Annotated in this window: 12 protein-coding genes, 2 tRNA genes and 3 rRNA genes; 12 read left to right on the top strand and 5 right to left on the bottom strand. The window is 35.9% G+C overall.

Annotated features, from left to right (window positions below; all coding sequences use genetic code 11):
* Positions 1 to 42 precede the first annotated feature (42 nt).
* The 5 genes from rrf to C8C87_RS04145 form a co-directional block, all read right to left on the bottom strand.
* Positions 43 to 152: ribosomal RNA gene (gene rrf / locus C8C87_RS04165) — 5S ribosomal RNA — on the bottom strand.
* 170 nt (positions 153 to 322) lie between these two features.
* Positions 323 to 3,206: ribosomal RNA gene (locus tag C8C87_RS04160) — 23S ribosomal RNA — on the bottom strand.
* A 193-nt stretch (positions 3,207 to 3,399) separates the two neighbouring features.
* Positions 3,400 to 3,473: transfer RNA gene (locus C8C87_RS04155), tRNA-Ala, on the bottom strand.
* A gap of 93 nt (positions 3,474 to 3,566) precedes the next feature.
* Positions 3,567 to 3,640 (bottom strand) — tRNA-Ile (locus C8C87_RS04150).
* Positions 3,641 to 3,763: 123 nt separating this feature from the next.
* Positions 3,764 to 5,277: ribosomal RNA gene (locus tag C8C87_RS04145) — 16S ribosomal RNA — on the bottom strand.
* The 16S, 23S and 5S rRNA genes sit together here with 2 tRNA genes alongside, the layout of an rRNA operon.
* Positions 5,278 to 6,229: 952 nt before the next feature.
* Between C8C87_RS04145 and thrS the strand changes: the two genes are divergently transcribed.
* From thrS to C8C87_RS04085, 12 genes are all read left to right on the top strand, one after another.
* Positions 6,230 to 8,176 (top strand): threonine--tRNA ligase, encoded by a 1,947-nt coding sequence (gene thrS / locus C8C87_RS04140; RefSeq protein ID WP_099716006.1) that lies wholly within the window; start codon positions 6,230 to 6,232, stop codon positions 8,174 to 8,176.
* A 16-nt stretch (positions 8,177 to 8,192) separates the two neighbouring features.
* Entirely contained in the window at positions 8,193 to 8,750 is a 558-nt protein-coding gene (infC, locus tag C8C87_RS04135) for a translation initiation factor IF-3 (protein WP_369800971.1), read from the top strand.
* A 116-nt stretch (positions 8,751 to 8,866) separates the two neighbouring features.
* Complete coding sequence (rpmI, locus tag C8C87_RS04130; protein WP_022827375.1) at positions 8,867 to 9,064, top strand: 50S ribosomal protein L35; 198 nt, start codon at positions 8,867 to 8,869, stop codon at positions 9,062 to 9,064.
* A gap of 171 nt (positions 9,065 to 9,235) precedes the next feature.
* Positions 9,236 to 9,580, top strand: a complete 345-nt coding sequence (gene rplT, locus C8C87_RS04125) for a 50S ribosomal protein L20 (protein ID WP_099716008.1) — start codon at positions 9,236 to 9,238, stop codon at positions 9,578 to 9,580.
* A gap of 190 nt (positions 9,581 to 9,770) precedes the next feature.
* Complete coding sequence (locus C8C87_RS04120; RefSeq protein ID WP_121341387.1) at positions 9,771 to 12,380, top strand: zinc-dependent metalloprotease; 2,610 nt, start codon at positions 9,771 to 9,773, stop codon at positions 12,378 to 12,380.
* A gap of 221 nt (positions 12,381 to 12,601) precedes the next feature.
* Positions 12,602 to 14,326, top strand: coding sequence for a tetratricopeptide repeat-containing sensor histidine kinase (locus C8C87_RS04115; protein ID WP_121341384.1), 1,725 nt, complete (start codon positions 12,602 to 12,604; stop codon positions 14,324 to 14,326).
* 185 nt (positions 14,327 to 14,511) lie between these two features.
* On the top strand, positions 14,512 to 16,230 hold the full coding sequence (locus tag C8C87_RS04110) for a tetratricopeptide repeat-containing sensor histidine kinase (protein ID WP_121341382.1): 1,719 nt from the start codon (positions 14,512 to 14,514) through the stop codon (positions 16,228 to 16,230).
* An 11-nt stretch (positions 16,231 to 16,241) separates the two neighbouring features.
* Positions 16,242 to 16,910, top strand: coding sequence for a response regulator transcription factor (locus tag C8C87_RS04105; protein ID WP_121341379.1), 669 nt, complete (start codon positions 16,242 to 16,244; stop codon positions 16,908 to 16,910).
* Positions 16,911 to 17,096: 186 nt separating this feature from the next.
* Positions 17,097 to 17,384 carry a hypothetical protein gene (locus C8C87_RS04100; protein WP_099716013.1) on the top strand — a complete coding sequence of 96 codons (288 nt, stop codon included), beginning with the start codon at positions 17,097 to 17,099 and terminating at the stop codon, positions 17,382 to 17,384.
* A 184-nt stretch (positions 17,385 to 17,568) separates the two neighbouring features.
* Complete coding sequence (locus C8C87_RS04095) at positions 17,569 to 17,874, top strand: hypothetical protein (RefSeq protein ID WP_121341376.1); 306 nt, start codon at positions 17,569 to 17,571, stop codon at positions 17,872 to 17,874.
* 18 nt (positions 17,875 to 17,892) lie between these two features.
* Positions 17,893 to 18,183, top strand: coding sequence for a hypothetical protein (locus tag C8C87_RS04090; protein ID WP_121341373.1), 291 nt, complete (start codon positions 17,893 to 17,895; stop codon positions 18,181 to 18,183).
* Between the two features lie 471 nt (positions 18,184 to 18,654).
* Positions 18,655 to 19,458 carry an endonuclease/exonuclease/phosphatase family protein gene (locus C8C87_RS04085; protein ID WP_121341370.1) on the top strand — a complete coding sequence of 268 codons (804 nt, stop codon included), beginning with the start codon at positions 18,655 to 18,657 and terminating at the stop codon, positions 19,456 to 19,458.
* Position 19,459 lies beyond the last annotated feature (1 nt).

Genomic DNA, 19,459 nt, shown 5'->3' with positions numbered 1-19,459 from the left:
ACAAAAAAATCCTCATCAAATAAATGATGAGGATTCTTCAAAGAAAGGCGACGACATACTCTCCCACATAACTGCAGTACCATCTGCGCAGGCGGGCTTAACTACTCTGTTCGGGATGGGAAGAGGTGAGCCCCGCCGCAATAACCACCTTAAGAGGTTATAATTGCTTTGGGCAATTATTGTAACAATTAACAATTTATCATTGATAATTAATCACATAATATCTTAACATACTGAGATAAAGAAAAAGTATTGAAGTTCCTGAAATAAATTCAGGATAAAAGAAAGTTTCTTCTCCCGTCCCGAAAGACGGGAGAAAAGCGTACATAAGCTTACGGGTTATTAGTACTACTCGACTATGACATTACTGCCTTTACATCTATAGCCTATCAACGTGGTCATCTCCCACGACCCTTAAAAGAAATCTCATCTTGTGGTGGGTTTCGCGCTTATATGCTTTCAGCGCTTATCCCTTCCAAACGTAGCTACTCTGCGATGCCACTGGCGTGACAACAGATACACTAGAGGTTTGTCCAATTCGGTCCTCTCGTACTAGAATCAGATCCACTCAAATTTCTTGCGCCCACAGTAGATAGAGACCGAACTGTCTCACGACGTTCTGAACCCAGCTCGCGTGCCACTTTAATGGGCGAACAGCCCAACCCTTGGGACCTTCTCCAGCCCCAGGATGTGACGAGCCGACATCGAGGTGCCAAACCCCCCCGTCGATATGAGCTCTTGGGGGAGATCAGCCTGTTATCCCCGGCGTACCTTTTATCCTTTGAGCGATGGCCCTTCCATGCGGAACCACCGGATCACTATGCTCTACTTTCGTACCTGATCGACCTGTATGTCTCTCAGTCAAGCTCCCTTATGCCATTGCACTCTACGCACGGTTACCAAGCGTACTGAGGGAACCTTTAGAAGCCTCCGTTACTCTTTTGGAGGCGACCACCCCAGTCAAACTACCCACCAAGCAATGTCCCCCGCATAACGGGGTTAGGCCTCAGATAAACAAAGGGTTGTATTTCAACAATGACTCCACAACGCCTAGCGACGCCACTTCACAGTCTCCAACCTATCCTACACATCATTTATCCAAGGTCAATACTAAGCTATAGTAAAGGTGCACAGGGTCTTTTCGTCCCACTGCGGGTAAGCGGCATCTTCACCGCTACTACAATTTCACCGAGCTCATGGCTGAGACAGTGTCCAGATCGTTACACCATTCGTGCAGGTCGGAACTTACCCGACAAGGAATTTCGCTACCTTAGGACCGTTATAGTTACGGCCGCCGTTTACTGGGGCTTCAATTCAATGCTTCTCCGAAGATAACATCTCCTCTTAACCTTCCAGCACCGGGCAGGTGTCAGGCCCTATACTTCATCTTACGATTTTGCAGAGCCCTGTGTTTTTGATAAACAGTCGCCTGGACCTCTTCACTGCGGCCAGCATTGCTGCTGGCGACCCTTCTCCCGAAGTTACGGGTCTATTTTGCCTAATTCCTTAGCCATGAATCTCTCGAGCACCTTAGGATTCTCTCCTCGACTACCTGTGTCGGTTTGCGGTACGGGTACTTATTACCTGAAGTTTAGAGGTTTTTCTTGGAAGCCCTTAGGCGCACTATCTCTTTGTCCGAAGACTCCGAGTACTATCGTATTTCCCCAAGCCGCGTGGATTTGCCTGCGCAGCTTATAGGTAGGTACTTCAACGAACTATTCCGTCAGTTCGCGGCGCTTTCATCACTCCGTCACCCCATCACAGTAATAACTAGTACGGGAATATTAACCCGTTGTCCATCGACTGTCCCTTTCGGGTTCGCCTTAGGTCCCGACTAACCCACAGCTGATTAGCATAGCTGTGGAAACCTTAGTCTTTCGGTGTGCGGGTTTCTCGCCCGCATTATCGTTACTTATGCCTACATTTTCTTTTCTAACCAGTCCAGCATGCCTTACGACACACCTTCTACCCTGTTAGAATGCTCCCCTACCACTTGTAATAAATTACAAATCCATAGCTTCGGTAATATGTTTATGCCCGATTATTATCCATGCTCGTCCGCTCGACTAGTGAGCTGTTACGCACTCTTTAAATGAATGGCTGCTTCCAAGCCAACATCCTAGCTGTCTGGGCAGACAAACCTCGTTCTTTCAACTTAACATATATTTGGGGACCTTAGCTGATGGTCTGGGTTCTTTCCCTCTCGGACTTGGACCTTAGCACCCAAGCCCTCACTGTTATGAAACATTATATAGCATTCGGAGTTTGTCAGGAATTGGTAGGCGGTGAAGCCCCCGCATCCAATCAGTAGCTCTACCTCTATATAACTTTACGCATAACGCTGCACCTAAATGCATTTCGGGGAGTACGAGCTATTTCCGAGTTTGATTGGCCTTTCACCCCTACCCACAGGTCATCCGAAGACTTTTCAACGTCAACCGGTTCGGACCTCCACACTGTGTTACCAGCGCTTCATCCTGCCCATGGGTAGATCACACGGTTTCGCGTCTAACACTACTGACTAAAGCGCCCTATTCAGACTCGCTTTCGCTACGGATCCGTGGCTTAACCACTTATCCTTGCCAGCAACGTTAACTCGTAGGCTCATTATGCAAAAGGCACGCCGTCACCCCACGAAAGGGCTCCGACCGCTTGTAAGCGTATGGTTTCAGGATCTATTTCACTCCGTTATTCACGGTTCTTTTCACCTTTCCCTCACGGTACTGGTTCACTATCGGTCTCTCAGGAGTATTTAGCCTTAGCGGATGGTCCCGCCAAATTCAGACAGGGTTTCACGTGCCCCGCCCTACTCAGGATACCACTATCGTTATCTTCTATTACTTATACAGGGCTATCACCTTCTTTGGCTCTACTTTCCAGTAGATTCTAATTCTATCCGCAACAAATAACGTGGTCCTACAACCCCAACATTGCCGTAACAACATTGGTTTGGGCTAATCCGCGTTCGCTCGCCACTACTTACGGAATCACTTTTGTTTTCTTCTCCTCCGCCTACTTAGATGTTTCAGTTCAGCGGGTTTGCCCACCTATCGGTGTACTATGTCTTCAACATAGTGGGTTGCCCCATTCAGGTATTTACGGATCGTATCGTGTGTGCCAATCCCCGTAACTTTTCGCAGCTTATCACGCCTTTCATCGCCTCTGAGAGCCAAGGCATCCCCCATACGCCCTTATTTTGCTTATTGTACCAATCTCGTTAATTAAAACGAGACCGTTTCTTTTACTTGTCTAATGATAAACAAGTAAAAAATGCTTTCTACTTTTTATTATTTTCTTATCTCAATATGTCAATGAACTTTTTTCTAGTGATTAGCCCTTAGTAATTAGTGATTAGTTTTTGACTAATTACTTTTTACTCTTTACTACTCACTCGAATAGTGGAGAATAACGGAGTCGAACCGTTGACCTCCTGCGTGCAAGGCAGGCGCTCTAGCCAGCTGAGCTAATCCCCCAATCTAATTATGAATTGTGAATTATGAATTATGAATTTATATTTCATAACTCCTCAACTCTAGAATTTCTTCTTTTATTTAAGCTTTAAATAGTTGTCTCGGACAGACTCGAACTGTCGACCCCTACATTATCAGTGTAGTACTCTAACCAGCTGAGCTACGAGACACTCTTATTCTTAAATGGTATTATTTGAACTAACAGCAAGAGTAATAAAACGTTGGGATTTGTTTCCAACTTGAACTTTCGTCTTCTTTCTTTAGCGTGCATATAGCTAACACTAAAGCTCTAGAAAGGAGGTGTTCCAGCCGCACCTTCCGGTACGGCTACCTTGTTACGACTTAGCCCTAGTTACCAGTTTTACCCTAGGCAGCTCCTTGCGGTCACCGACTTCAGGCACCCCCAGCTTCCATGGCTTGACGGGCGGTGTGTACAAGGCCCGGGAACGTATTCACCGGATCATGGCTGATATCCGATTACTAGCGATTCCAGCTTCACGGAGTCGAGTTGCAGACTCCGATCCGAACTGTGACCGGTTTTATAGATTCGCTCCTGGTCACCCAGTGGCTGCTCTCTGTACCGGCCATTGTAGCACGTGTGTAGCCCAAGGCGTAAGGGCCGTGATGATTTGACGTCATCCCCACCTTCCTCTCAGTTTGCACTGGCAGTCTCGTTAGAGTTCCCGACATGACTCGCTGGCAACTAACAACAGGGGTTGCGCTCGTTATAGGACTTAACCTGACACCTCACGGCACGAGCTGACGACAACCATGCAGCACCTTGTAAATTGTCTTGCGAAAAGTCTGTTTCCAAACCGGTCAATCTACATTTAAGCCTTGGTAAGGTTCCTCGCGTATCATCGAATTAAACCACATGCTCCACCGCTTGTGCGGGCCCCCGTCAATTCCTTTGAGTTTCATTCTTGCGAACGTACTCCCCAGGTGGGATACTTATCACTTTCGCTTAGCCACTGAAATTGCTTCCAACAGCTAGTATCCATCGTTTACGGCGTGGACTACCAGGGTATCTAATCCTGTTCGCTACCCACGCTTTCGTCCATCAGCGTCAATCCATTAGTAGTAACCTGCCTTCGCAATTGGTATTCCATGTAATCTCTAAGCATTTCACCGCTACACTACATATTCTAGTTACTTCCTAATAATTCAAGTTTAGCAGTATCAATGGCCGTTCCACCGTTGAGCGATGGGCTTTCACCACTGACTTACTAAACCGCCTACGGACCCTTTAAACCCAATGATTCCGGATAACGCTTGGATCCTCCGTATTACCGCGGCTGCTGGCACGGAGTTAGCCGATCCTTATTCTTACAGTACCGTCAAGCTGGTTCACGAACCAGTGTTTCTTCCTGTACAAAAGCAGTTTACAATCCATAGGACCGTCATCCTGCACGCGGCATGGCTGGATCAGGCTTGCGCCCATTGTCCAATATTCCTCACTGCTGCCTCCCGTAGGAGTCTGGTCCGTGTCTCAGTACCAGTGTGGGGGATCTCCCTCTCAGGACCCCTACCCATCGTTGCCTTGGTAAGCCGTTACCTTACCAACTAGCTAATGGGACGCATGCTCATCTTTCACCGTTGTGACTTTAATTATAAAGTGATGCCACTCTATAATACTATGAGGTATTAATCCAAATTTCTCTGGGCTATCCCTCTGTGAAAGGTAGATTGCATACGCGTTACGCACCCGTGCGCCGGTCTCTAGTTCCGAAGAACTATACCCCTCGACTTGCATGTGTTAAGCCTGCCGCTAGCGTTCATCCTGAGCCAGGATCAAACTCTTCATCGTATATTGTGTGAGATCAGATAAATCTTCTCTCTTTGTTTATTCGACTAAATTCTAGTGGTTTTTTCAAATCTCTCGATTCTATTACTCTCATTCTTTTGTTTTGAAATCTCTTTCAAAACGGCTGTCAATTCAATATGTCTAGGAACGTGTTCTTCTTTGTTTTTCCCTTCGTTAACACTACTTAAAGTGTTTCTCGAAGCGGGTGCAAAAGTACAACTTCTTTTTTAACTGGCAAGAAAATTTTGAAGTTTTTTTTGGAAATTTTTATCTCCGTTTTACTACCGTTTTCTTATCAGCTTGTCAAGGAACTTTGCGCGTTTTGCGGGGTGCAAATGTAATAAGCTCTTTCTAATCTCACAAGCTTTTCCGAATCTTTTTTTGAAAATAAATTTCCTCTTTTAATCCAGTTTACTTGTCAGTCTTCTAAAGAACGTCTGCGTCATTGCGGGTGCAAAAGTAGCACCTTTATTCGCTTTTACAAGCTTTTTTAAACCTTTTTTTTCATGTTTTCGTAACCTAATCTTTAACTCGCTGAAAACATGATTCTTGAAACACAAAGTTTTTTATGATAAACATAAGAAAAATCAAAAAACACACCGGATTCTCCTTTTATCAAGACTATACTATATATACGTACCCATAATCTTTATTCACTTTTTTAATTAACACCACTAATTGCTCCCTATTTCGGATGATTTAAGCAGGATACGACTAACCAAAACCACTCTCCTAGCCCCGATAGCAGTGAAAATCCTTTTCTCTCATTTCTTTACGAGAGAAAAGATTACAACGAATAGCGGGAAACAGCTCCTAATTATAACACTCCTACTAAACTCATATGCTATAATAACTCTTCTTTTAGTTTTTAGACCTATTTATGACAACAAACCTTATATATATATTGTATGTATTTTTGTAATGGTCTATATTTGCATTCTTAAAATAATAAATGATGATTAAGATTACTTTGCCCGACGGGTCAGTTAAAGAGTTTGCTCCTGGGATTACTCCTATGGATGTTGCCAAGAGCATTAGTGAAGGATTTGCCAGAAATGTTATTTCGGCTTCTTTTGATGGTACAACTGTGGAAACAACAACTCCTTTGACGACGGACGGCAGTCTTATATTATATACTTGGAATGACGAAGGCGGAAAAAAAGCTTTTTGGCATTCTACTTCACACGTAATGGCACAAGTTCTTGAGGAAATGTTTCCTGGTATAAAATTAACTCTTGGACCAGCAATCTCTAATGGCTTTTATTACGATGTAGATTTTGAAGACCAAAAAATCACTGATGCTGACTTTAAAAAAATTGAAGATCGTGTTCTTGAAATTTCTAGAGGTAAGCATGAATTCAAACTACGTCCCGTTTCTAAAGCTGAAGCTTTAGAACTATATAAGGACAACGTTTACAAAACAGAGCTTATTAGCAATCTTGAGGACGGAACAATTACGTTTTGTGATCACGATACGTTTACTGATTTATGTCGTGGTGGTCATATTCCAAATACTGGGATAATCAAAGCGATGAAAATCATGAGCGTTGCAGGAGCATACTGGCGTGGTGACGAAAAAAACAAGCAGCTGACTCGTGTTTATGGAACTTCATTTCCTAAACAAAAGGATTTAACGGAATACTTAGAATTACTAGAAGAAGCAAAACGTCGTGACCATAGAAAACTAGGAAAAGAACTTGAACTGTTTGCTTTTTCTCAAAAGGTAGGCGCAGGTTTACCATTATGGTTGCCTAAAGGAGCCGCTTTAAGAGACAGACTAGAACAGTTTTTGAAAAAAGCACAGAAAAAAGGCGGATACGAGCAAGTGGTTACACCTCATATTGGTCAAAAAGAATTGTATGTAACTTCAGGACATTATGCAAAATATGGTGCTGATAGTTTCCAACCTATAAGCACTCCAGCTGAAGGCGAAGAGTTTTTATTAAAACCTATGAACTGTCCTCATCACTGCGAAATATATAATGTACGTCCTTGGTCATACAAAGATTTACCAAAGCGTTATGCTGAATTTGGTACAGTTTACAGATACGAACAAAGTGGAGAATTACACGGTTTGACTCGTGTAAGAGGGTTTACTCAGGATGACGCGCACATTTTTTGTACTCCTGAACAACTAGATGAAGAGTTTAAGAAAGTAATTGACTTGGTACTATATGTATTTGGTTCTTTAGGGTTTGAAAACTTTACCGCTCAGATTTCACTGAGAGATAAAGAAAATAGAGATAAGTATATAGGTACTGATGAAAACTGGGAAAAAGCGGAAAATGCAATTATTAACGCTGCAGCCGACAAAGGTCTAAATACTGTAGTAGAATATGGCGAAGCAGCTTTCTATGGTCCAAAATTGGATTTCATGGTAAAAGATGCCTTGGGAAGACAATGGCAATTAGGAACGATTCAGGTTGATTACAACCTTCCAGAACGTTTTGATTTAACCTACAAAGGATCTGATAACGAATTGCATAGACCCGTAATGATTCACAGAGCACCTTTTGGTTCAATGGAACGATTTATCGCTATTTTACTAGAACATACAGCAGGAAATTTCCCTCTTTGGCTGATGCCTGAACAAGCTATAATATTGTCTTTGAGCGAGAAATATGAAATATATGCGAAAAAAGTTTTAGATTTGCTAGAAAATCACGAAATTCGCGCCCTCATTGACAATAGAAACGAGACAATCGGGAAGAAAATTAGGGATGCAGAAATGCAAAAAACCCCATTTATGTTGATTGTAGGTGAGGAAGAAGAGAAAAATGGGACTATTTCTATCCGTCGTCATGGACAGGAAGGAAAAGGAAATATCAGCGTTACAATAGAAGAATTTGCTGCTATTGTAAACGAAGAGATCAATAAAACATTAAAAGTATTTACAGTTTAACTTAAATTATAAAGTCATAGCAATAAGAAGCAACAGAGGTTACCAACCTCGCGTAGAAAAAAAAGATGCCCACAGAATAAACAGCCTTATTCGTGGTGTACAAGAAGTAAGACTTGTAGGTGAAAATATTGAACCTGGAGTTTTTAAACTTTCGGAAGCTTTAAGATTAGCTGACCAATTTGAATTGGATTTAGTTGAGATTTCACCAAATGCAGATCCACCGGTTTGTAAAATCATGGATTATAAGAAATTTGTTTACGAGCAAAAGAAACGTGATAAAATCCTAAAAGCGAAATCTACACAAGTAGTCGTTAAGGAAATTCGTTTTGGACCTCAAACAGATGAGCATGATTACGAATTTAAGAGAAAGAATGCTGAGAAGTTCTTGAAAGAAGGTGCGAAATTGAAAGCATTTGTTTTCTTTAAAGGACGTTCGATTATCTATAAAGATCAAGGGCAAATCTTATTATTAAGATTAGCTACAGATCTTGAAGAATTTGGTAAAGTGGAAGCGATGCCAGTTCTAGAAGGAAAGAGAATGATTATGTTCATTGCTCCTAAGAAAAAGAAATAAGTCTTAAAGTCAAAAGTCTTAAAGTCAAAAGTTGAATACTTTTGACTTTAAGACTTTAAAAACTTTCTGACTAAAGAAGATAAGTAAGTAAGAATAAATTAAAACACTAGGAAAAAATGCCTAAAATGAAAACCAAATCTAGCGCCAAGAAACGTTTCAAAGTTACTGGTTCTGGAAAGATTAAAAGAAAGCATGCTTTTAAAAGTCACATCTTGACTAAAAAGTCTAAAAAACGTAAATTAGCTTTGACACACTCAGCGCTAGTTCACAAAACAGATATGAAAAGCATCAAACAACAATTAAGAATTATTTAATTAAGTCTTAAAGTTTCAAAGTCAAAGGTCTTAAAGACTTTCGACATTAGACTTTAAAAACTTTTGACTAAATAATCTTTAGGTTAAAACAATTTCAAATAACCTTGGAGTATGGCCATTAAGTGCTTTTGATTAAATTCAAGCCGCCTGCTACAAAAAAACAGTAAAATTATGCCAAGATCGGTAAATTCAGTTGCTAAAAGAGCAAGAAGAAAAAAAATAATGAAGCAAGCCAAAGGTTTCTTTGGTAGACGTAAAAACGTTTGGACAGTTGCTAAGAATGCGGTAGAGAAAGCAATGTGCTACGCTTACCGTGACAGAAAAGTGAATAAAAGAAATTTCCGTGCTTTATGGATTCAACGTATCAACGCTGGAGCTAGATTGGAAGGAATGTCTTATTCTCAATTCATCGGGAAATTAAAAGCTAACAATATCGAATTGAACCGTAAAGTTCTTGCAGATTTAGCAATGAATCACCCAGATGCTTTCAAAGCAATACTTAACAAAGTAAAATAAACGTTTTATAAACTCAATTTAGATTACTTACTTATATAGAAACCTCAATCGAAAGATTGGGGTTTTTTTGTTTTCAAAATTTATTCTAATTAAAAAACATGCAACTAATATCAAAATTTTATTCTATTTTCGTAAGGATTTTCAAAAAATCAGACGTGATTCCTATCATTTTTCATTAAACTCAAATACTATGACTAAATTGAAATCCACACTGCTTCTTTCTTTAGTGCTTTTATTTATTACAAGTTCTACATTCGCTCAAGAAAAAAACAATCGTAAGAAGAGAAACAAAAAAGAGATTGCAGCTGCAAAATCTGATAGCATTAAGAAGAAAAAAACTGCTACCGTTTCTATAAATGATAAAATAAAAAGCGCTAAAAAAATTGAAGGCTTGTTTACCATGTATCAGGATACCGTTACTGGAAACATGCAACTTTACATTAAGAAAAACCAACTGGATAAGGAATTTATTTATCAAAGCTATTCCATGAATGGACCAACGGCTTTGTTTTTAAATCAAAGTATGCATCGTGCAACAAGTGTTTTCAACATAAAGAAAGCCAATGACAAAATTGAATTTGGATTAGTTAACACCGCTTTTTATTACGACAAAACAAATGCTGTTAGTAAAACTGCTGGTACTGATATTTCGGAAGCAATTTTTTTGGCTGAGAAAATTGTAGCACAAGACAGTACTGGTTTCTTAATTGCTGCTGATGGACTTTTCTTGAGTGAAAAATTAGATCCTGTAAAGCCTACGATGCCTCCAGGAATACCTCCTGGAGCAATTTTCAACCTAGGTAATTTCAATTCCGCTAAGTCAAAATACCATAGCATCCGATCTTTTCCTAATAACACTGATGTAGTTGTAGATTTGGCTTATGATAATCCAGCACCTTTAAATGGCGGTGGGAATGACATTACTGATGCACGATATGTTCGTGTACGTATGCAACATACGTTTTTAGAAATTCCTGAAAATAATTTCAAATCCAGACAGGATGACCCTCGTATTGGATATTTTGGACAAACTATTAATGACCAAACCAGTATAAAACCAACACCTTATAAAGACATTATCAATCGATGGTATTTGACAAAAAAAGATCCTACGGCAGCTATCAGTGAACCTGTAGAACCCATTGTTTGGTGGGTTGAGAACACAACTCCCGTTGAATATCGTCAAGCTATTATTGAGGCAGGTAATCGTTGGAACCAAGCTTTTGAAAAAGCAGGTTTCAAAAATGCTGTTGTAATGAAGATACAACCAGACTCTGTTGATTGGGATGCAGGAGATGTGCGTTATAACGTTATCCGTTGGGTTGCTTCTGCTAATCCAAATTATGGTGCAATTGGTCCAAGTTTTGCCAATCCAAGAACAGGGCAAATTTTAGGTTCTGATATTACAGTGGAATGGAGTTCAGGAAGCAGATCTCCAATATATGATGAATTATTTTCGGCGAAAAGCATTCAAAATCAAAATAATCTCAACACCTATTTCCATTCAGATGGACATCTTTGTACCATGGCAAGCGAACTAAAAAGTCAGTTTTTGACTGGTGCAACTATAGCAGAAGCTTATGATGAAGATCCAAAAACTATTTTAAAAGTTCATAAAGAATTTTTATATTATTTGATCTTACATGAAATGGGTCATACTTTGGGACTAAATCACAATATGAAAGCGAGTCAAATGTTAAGCCCTTCTGAACTTAATGATACTTCAATTACAGAAAAAATTGGTTTAATTGGTTCAGTAATGGATTATCCTACTATTAATCTTTCATTGGATAGAACAAAACAAGGAAACTATTTTACAACAAAACCTGGACCATACGATCTTTGGGCCATTGAATATGGATACAAAGAGTTCGATGAAAAACTGGAAGAGAATGAGTTAAATAAAATTCTTAGCAGAAGTACTGAACCTGGTCTTGCTTTTGGTAATGATGCCGATGATATGAGATCGTCTGGAAAGGCGATTGATCCACATGTTATGGTTGAAGACTTAAGTAGTGATGCAATAGGATATGCCGAAGGCCGATTTAAATTAGTCAACACTGTAATGCCTAAACTTAAAGTAAAATATAGTAAAACTGGACAGAATTATGCAGAAATGCGTTCACGATATAGTATGCTAAATGGGCAAAGAAGAAACATGATTGCTGTGGTAAGCCGCTATGTTGGCGGAGTGTATGTTGACCGAAGTTATGTAGGCCAAAATACAACTGAAAAACCATTCACCCCTGTATCTGAAGCTGAGCAAAAAAGAGCTATTGAAGTATTGAATAAATATGCATTTGCACCAAATGCATTTGACGCTGATGCTTCTTTATATCCGTATTTACAATTGCAAAGACGTGGATTTGGATTTTTCTCTTCTACAGAAGATCCAAAATTGGGTGGTATCTATCTATCAATGCAAACTGATGGAGCGCTTTCACACATTCTCCACCCTACAACATTGCAACGAATTTCTAATACAAGTCTGTACGGCAATACGTATTCAGTAGCAGAGGTTATGAATGATTTAGTTAGCGGAATATTCAAAGCTGATTTAGTTGGAAAAGTGAATATGCAAAGACAATACCTTCAAACTTATTTTGTTAAACAAGCTGTAGAAATTTCGGATATAAATTCTTCCAGAAACTCTTATGATGATATTTCGAAAGCTGCCGCAAGACAAACATTGAAAAAAATTAAATCAATGCTGCTTACAGCAACTTCCATAGACGAAAGTACGCGAGCACATAGAGGCAACCTCATTTTCTTAATCGATAATGCTCTTGCGATAAAATAATTTTTTTAAACCATAAAAAACTCCCATTTAGATTCAAAAAATCAGAATGGGAGTTTTTTTATGGAATAACTTAGCTTTAAATAATACTGTATAATTGGTTTTAATGATTTCCCATATAAAGGATGGAATCCGGGATATGAAAATACTCCTAAAAATTAATCAAAATAATAAAACTAGAGTTTATAAACTATAAATTATTACTTTCGGGGAAAGTTATCTTTATGATGCGTTCCCCGATTTTTATATTCCTATTCTCGATATTTATCTATTCTTGTCAAAATGATTTAAAAAACGAATCAGCCTCCAATAAAGAAAATAATATCAGTAAAAATGCTATTCAGGCACGCGAACTATTAGATACGGGCGATAAGTTCTTAGCACTTCAAAAATTTGACAGTGCTTTTCATTACCATAACCGTTCAAAAATACTATATGAATTAGAAAAAGATAGTGCGTCAGTAACCTACAATTTAATTCAAATGGCGCATAGCCAACAAACCTCTGGTGATTATGTAGGAAGTGAAAAAAATTTAATTGAAGCTTTATCCTTTACAGAGCTAAACTCGACTTATAAATCAGCAGCATACAACCTTCTTGGCATTTCTTCAAAAGAACTGTTCAATTATGAAGATGCTTTGTATTATTACAATAAAGCCAAAACTGAAACTAATGATTCGATAGGAAGAATTACTTTTGAAAATAATATTGCTACGGTTTACATCAAAATGAAAAAATACGACTCTTCTATTAAGATATTAGAATCCATTTTGAAATCATCTTATTTAAACACGAACAATAAAAGAAAAGCCAGAGTTCTAGACAATCTAGGCTATTGTTATTTTAAAACAAAACGTAATTCAGAAGGATTACAATTGATGATAAAATCACTATTCATCAGAAAAAGCAATACAGATTTCTATGGAAGTATTGAAAGTAATTTACATTTAGCCGAATATTACCAAGGAATAAATCCCCAATATGCTAAAACATATGCCGAAGAAGCCTATATAACTGCTACAAAACTCAACAGTATTGATGAAAGATTGAGATCATTATCTTTTTTAGTATCCAATAATTCTGAAAAAAGCACTACTAACTATGCTTTAGACTACATCCGACTTAATGATAGTATTATAAAAGTTCGTAATAATGCCAGAGATCAGTTTATAAAAATCAAATACGATAGTGATCAAAACAGAGAAGAGAATCTAAATCTAAAAACACAAAAGGCCGAAAATGCACTTCAATTAGAACAACAAAAAAACAGAAATTTATTATTATACTTAGCCGTTGGAATTATAATAATGATAAGTGTTTTTGTCTATAATTATCTGGTAGCCAAAAATAAAAGAGAAAAAATAAAAACTTCTTACAATACGGAAACTCGAATTGCTAAGAAACTTCATGATGAGTTGGCAAACGATGTCTATCATACTATGGCTTTTGCTGAAACACAGGATTTATCCACCAGTCAGAATAAAGAAATATTACTGACCAATCTGGATACTATTTATTCCCGAACACGTAATATATCCCGAGAAAACAGCACCATAGAAACAGGTGCATTATTTGTATCTCATTTAAAAGAAATGATGTCCGGATTCATTACCGATAAGGTGAATGTTTTAACCAATGGAATGGATTCAATTGATTGGTTGGTAGTAGAAAGTAATAAAAAAATCATCATTTACCGTGTTATCCAAGAATTGCTTGTCAACATGAAAAAGCACAGTCAATGCAGTTTAGTCGTACTGACTTTGAAACAAAAAGGAAACAAATTACAGATAGATTATACCGATAACGGAGTTGGAGCAACATTAGAACAATTAAATTCAAAAAATGGACTTCAAAATATTGAAAACCGTATTCAAACTATAAAAGGAACAATAACTTTTGATACTAAATCAAGTAAAGGATTTAAAATGCAATTTATTATTCCAATATAATATTCGGTTCTATGTTTCGTAAAGTTTTAACTAAATTAAAACATTGTAACCATACCATTTAAAACACTGAGGATAATTTAATTGATACATCGAAACTGAAAACTCTAACTCTTCCTGTAAAACTATACTCTAAATTGCTTAGGAGATATATTCAGTATTTTAATTAATTTCTGTATTTTCGAGAAATGATTCTAAAAAAGTTACGCCCCATAGTTTATTTTTTATCATTGTTATTCTTTTTAATACTTCACTCCTGTGAAAAAAAGACACTAAACAATCTCAAGAAAAAACATAATACAGCTGAAATTGATCGACTGATTGCCCTAGGAGACAAATATTTTGAGCAATCAGAATATGACAGTTCCTATTATTATTTCAACAAAGCTAAATCAGCCTGTGATGAAAATAATGATGTTTCTAAAATCATCTATTCAATATCTAATTTGGCTACTATCCAACAAAACCAAGGAGATTACTCTGGCAGTGAAACTACAGCCATGGAGGCGATTCCTTTTTTAGAAAAAACTACAAATCCCCAGCATAAATGGAATATTTATACCATAATAGGTATTAACTATTTATATACATCTGATCATAACAATGCTCTTTATTATTATACTAAAGCCTTAAACTTAAGAATCAGTGAACTTCGGAAAGCAGATACTAAAAACAATATTTCACAAATATATACAGATAAGGAGAATCATCATCAAGTAATAAAAATTCTTTCTCCTTTAACGGTCCAAAAAGAAGTTTTAAATAATCCCGAATCATTATCCAGAATAATTGATAATCTAGGATATTCCTATTTTAAAGTAGGAGATTCAAGAGCATTTGATTATTTGAATAAATCTTTAAAAATAAGAACGCAAGAAAAGGATGAATGGGGTTTAATTTCAAGTTATTACCATCTTTCTGAGTTTTATAAAAAAAGTAATGTCAATTTAGGTAATAATTATGCCCGTCTTGCATATGAAAAAGCTACAAAACTTAACAGTGTTGATTCAAGGTTGGAATGTCTAAAATTATTAATACAAAACAGTTCAGCAAATAAATCAAAAGAATATTCTCTAAAATACCTCCATATTAATGACAGTATCACTAAAGTGCGACAAAAAGCTAAGAACCAATTTGCTAAAATAAAATATGATTCAAAAAAAGAAAAAGATGAAAATCTGAAATTAAAAGCCCAGAAAACACTTCAATTAGAACATCAAAAAAAGAGAAATCTAGTGTTATATACAGTTGTGGGAATCATTATTGCAATAAGTATTTTTATAACTAATCTCCTTTTAGCCAGAAATAAAAGAGAAAAAATTAAAGCTTCCTATACTACTGAAATTCGAATTGCTAAAAAACTTCACGATGAATTAGCTAATGATGTATATCATACTATGGCATTTGCTGAAACTCAAGATTTATCCACAAAACATAATAAAGAGATATTAATTTCCAATCTAGACACCATTTATTCAAGAACGCGAAATATCTCCAGAGAAAACAATGCTATGGAAACTGGACCGTTATTTATATCTGATTTGAAAGAAATGATGTCCGGTTTTAATACTCAAGAAGTAAATGTGATAACTAATGGAATGGATTCTATCAATTGGATGGCAATAGAAAGTAACAAAAAAATCATCATTTATCGTGTCATCCAAGAATTACTAGTCAACATGAAAAAACACAGTCAATGCAGTTTAGTTGTTCTGACTTTTAAAAAAACAGGAGATAAATTACAAATAGACTATACTGATAACGGGGTCGGAGCAACTATAGAACAATTAAATTCAAAAAATGGACTTCAAAATGTGGAAAACCGTATTCAGGCTATAAAAGGATTAATTAATTTTGACACTAAATCAAATAAAGGATTTAAAGTGCAATTTATTATTCCAATATAATACTCGATTCTATGTTCCATAAAGTTTTAATAGCCGAAGATTTAGACAGTATTAGTATAGCAGTTGTTCAAGCTCTGGAAGAAATTTCTATCTTAGAAATTCATCATGCCAAATACTGTGATGATGCTTTTTTAAAAATAAAAAAAGCACTTCATGACAATCAGCCCTATGACTTATTAATTAGTGATTTATCATTTAAACCTGACCATCGAGAAAACAGACTAAACTCAGGCGAAGAACTAATTGAGGCAGTAAAAAAAGCACAACCGAATATCAAGACTATAGTATTCTCCATAGAAGACAAATCTTTCAGAATAAAATCACTATTCAATAACTTGGGAATTAATGCCTATGTATCTAAAGGGAGAGACAGTATTCCTGAGCTAAAGAAAGCGATACAACGCATTTATAATAATGAAGAAATTAAACCTTCAGCTGAAATATCTCATGCATTAAGAGACAAATCGCTATTTGAAATTGAATCCTATGACATTTCACTATTAAAATCATTATCTAAAGGTTTGACTCTTGAAGATATTTCATCAGAATTTAAACATTCAGGAATCATCCCAAATGGTAGCAGCAGTCTCGAAAAACGAATCAACAGATTAAAAATATACTTCAAAGCCAGTAATAATGTGCATCTTATTGCTATTACCAAAGATTTAGGCTTAGTTTAAGCTAATTTTTCTCCAATAAAAACGGTGCAACAATCAATAAAATTCGTTAAAGAAAATCGCAATTTCAAATCTTAGAAATTGGATATCATTTAATTTTTTAAAATAATTACCTCTTTTACGGTTTCCCGTAAAGAAATGGTTTTTAAAGATATTAGGTTTGGCTAATAAAACTTTAAATCATATAAAATGGCAGATTTCACGAGAGAAGACTTAGCATTTACTGGATATTCACAAACTATAAATGCTGACGATTATCCTAAAACTATCGAAGTTCTTGATAGGATTTATGTTGATAAAACAGAAGAATTTGAAGTAATTCATTTCTGTAATCAGTTTCTAAAGAAATATAAAGTTCCTCAAACCAAAGCAAGTTTTCAAAAAGCAGAAAGCTTTTTACAACATCCCTCTTTGGAAAATGAAATCTACCGATCTCAATTATTAGACTGGATTGCAAGCAATTGGATAAAAATATAATAGCCGTTTATTTCAATGCACTAAATTCAGAATTTCAGAATATTTTATAAGCACGAGAGCTTATAAAGTATTGTGGTATTTTTTTCAATGGTTTACGGGTTCCCGTAAGGTAATCTCTTTTATCAAACTTACTTTTGAGAAGATAAAAAATCCAAATCATTTTCAAAAAAATAATTTTTAGGTCATGACGAGAAACGAAACTATATCCATTCTGAACGTATCAGAAAAAAATAAAGAGGAATTAATTCTAGATAAATGGGATGAAAAACTAAATGACTATGATAATTATGTCAAAGAATATCTCATACATTATAAAAAATCTCTTAAAGGGAATATTGCTTCATTATCAAAATTCCCTTATTTAAAAGTAAAATCTGAAAGCTTAAGCAAAAAATTGAATAAAGGAATCAAGAAAGAGTTATTGACGAAAAAGCAACTCACAAAGGTTTTTAAAATTCGAAAAAAAATCGTGAATGCATGTTGTAATTAATATAGCCTTTAAAAACAAATGAAAAAAATTATAATTCTAGGACTCTTGTTATTCATAGCATTATTCTCTTATACTTCAAAAAAGCAACCCGAAAAACAAAGGAATACACAAAATAAATATGATGCTAATGAAAGGCAACTGATAATCAATAGAAGGGATTATCCATTAAATAAATTTGATGAACCAATAAAAAGCACCATAGACATTTCTGCTAAACAACGTCCGGTAAAACATTTTTCCAGACATCGAAAAGGAAAAATTATCTACATAAAAAACCAAACAAAAACTCAAACTATTGATATTAAATAAAACGGTTTTTGTTTTTTATCTCAAATGAGGAAAACCGTAAAATAATATTCTTTTAAGCATGTAGTTTTACACTAATAAAATTAAATCAATGAAGTCATTACTTATTTTGAAATCTAATCTATTATACGCTGCACATATTGCAATAATTCTTTTTGGCTCTATATGCATCATCTATTTAGTCTATAAAATTTGGAAAAGGAGATAAAAATAAAAGAAACTTTATTTTTATCGTTTAGGTTAATAAAAGGAAGATTCATTAATTTGTAAATTTAAAAGCTTAAAATTACATAACAAAAATTTCAAAGTTATTTCACTATTTTTGCTGTTAAATCAGTTTAGTCAGAAAGGTAATAAAGAGAAAAATCAAAGCAAAATATACTCTATTCATAATTTAATATGAGCTCCAACAATTGCTGACAGTTAATTTCGTTATTGTTTAACTAAATAACTTTAAAATACAATCCCCTAAAATTGAAATTCCTCTTTTCTCTACTACTATTTCTTATTTCAACCTTTTGTTTCTCACAAACCAAACTCCTTTCTTGGAACATAGAAAACCTTGGTAAATCTAAATCAGATGAAACGATAAACTATATAGCCAATACACTTCGTGATTACGATATCATTGCAATCCAAGAGGTTGTAGCGGGTTATGGCGGTGCTCAAGCAGTAGCGCGATTAGCAGATGAACTCAACCGCAAAGGAGCCAAATGGGATTATGTAATCAGCGACCCAACCAGTAGTAGTGCATACAAAACGGAACGCTATGCTTTTATATGGAAAACGAGCAAATTGAAAAAGATAGGTAACGCTTGGCTCGAAAAAAAATACCATTTAGAGATTGATAGAGAACCGTATTTTTGCACGTTTCAATATGAAAACAAACAATTTACTGTCGTTAATTTTCATGCTATCACTAAAAATAGGCAACCTGAAACAGAAATAAAATACTTCCGGTTTTTACCCGATGAATATCCTAACTTGAATTTAATATTTGCAGGAGATTTCAATTGTCCGCAATCACACACGGTTTTTAATCCTTTGAAAAAAATGGGGTATCAATCGATTTTAGTCAACCAGAAAACCTCTTTGAAACAAGAATGTAAAAATGGTAAATGTCTAGCATCCGAATTTGACAATATGTACTACAGAACTTCAAAAATCAATACTATAAATTCAGGAATTATCCCTTTTCATAAAAACTTTAATTCATTAAAAGAAGCTAGAATAATATCAGATCATATTCCTATTTGGTTTGAATTTTCTTTGAATTAAA

The sequence above is a fragment of the Flavobacterium sp. 120 genome (assembly GCF_003633605.1).
Classification (GTDB): domain Bacteria; phylum Bacteroidota; class Bacteroidia; order Flavobacteriales; family Flavobacteriaceae; genus Flavobacterium; species Flavobacterium algoritolerans.
The sequence above is the reverse complement of the archived record's forward strand: the minus strand, read 5'-3'. Positions and strand labels throughout refer to the sequence as shown.

What these genes read in the sequence shown, in the direction of transcription:
- C8C87_RS04100 (WP_099716013.1), top strand. Translation starts at nt 17,097, where the DNA reads ATGGCAGATTTCACGAGAGAAGACTTAGCATTTACTGGATATTCACAA.
- C8C87_RS04110 (WP_121341382.1), top strand. Translation starts at nt 14,512, where the DNA reads ATGATTCTAAAAAAGTTACGCCCCATAGTTTATTTTTTATCATTGTTA.
- C8C87_RS04115 (WP_121341384.1), top strand. Translation starts at nt 12,602, where the DNA reads ATGATGCGTTCCCCGATTTTTATATTCCTATTCTCGATATTTATCTAT.
- C8C87_RS04095 (WP_121341376.1), top strand. Translation starts at nt 17,569, where the DNA reads ATGACGAGAAACGAAACTATATCCATTCTGAACGTATCAGAAAAAAAT.
- rpmI (WP_022827375.1), top strand. Translation starts at nt 8,867, where the DNA reads ATGCCTAAAATGAAAACCAAATCTAGCGCCAAGAAACGTTTCAAAGTT.
- rplT (WP_099716008.1), top strand. Translation starts at nt 9,236, where the DNA reads ATGCCAAGATCGGTAAATTCAGTTGCTAAAAGAGCAAGAAGAAAAAAA.
- C8C87_RS04120 (WP_121341387.1), top strand. Translation starts at nt 9,771, where the DNA reads ATGACTAAATTGAAATCCACACTGCTTCTTTCTTTAGTGCTTTTATTT.
- C8C87_RS04090 (WP_121341373.1), top strand. Translation starts at nt 17,893, where the DNA reads ATGAAAAAAATTATAATTCTAGGACTCTTGTTATTCATAGCATTATTC.
- thrS (WP_099716006.1), top strand. Translation starts at nt 6,230, where the DNA reads ATGATTAAGATTACTTTGCCCGACGGGTCAGTTAAAGAGTTTGCTCCT.
- C8C87_RS04105 (WP_121341379.1), top strand. Translation starts at nt 16,242, where the DNA reads ATGTTCCATAAAGTTTTAATAGCCGAAGATTTAGACAGTATTAGTATA.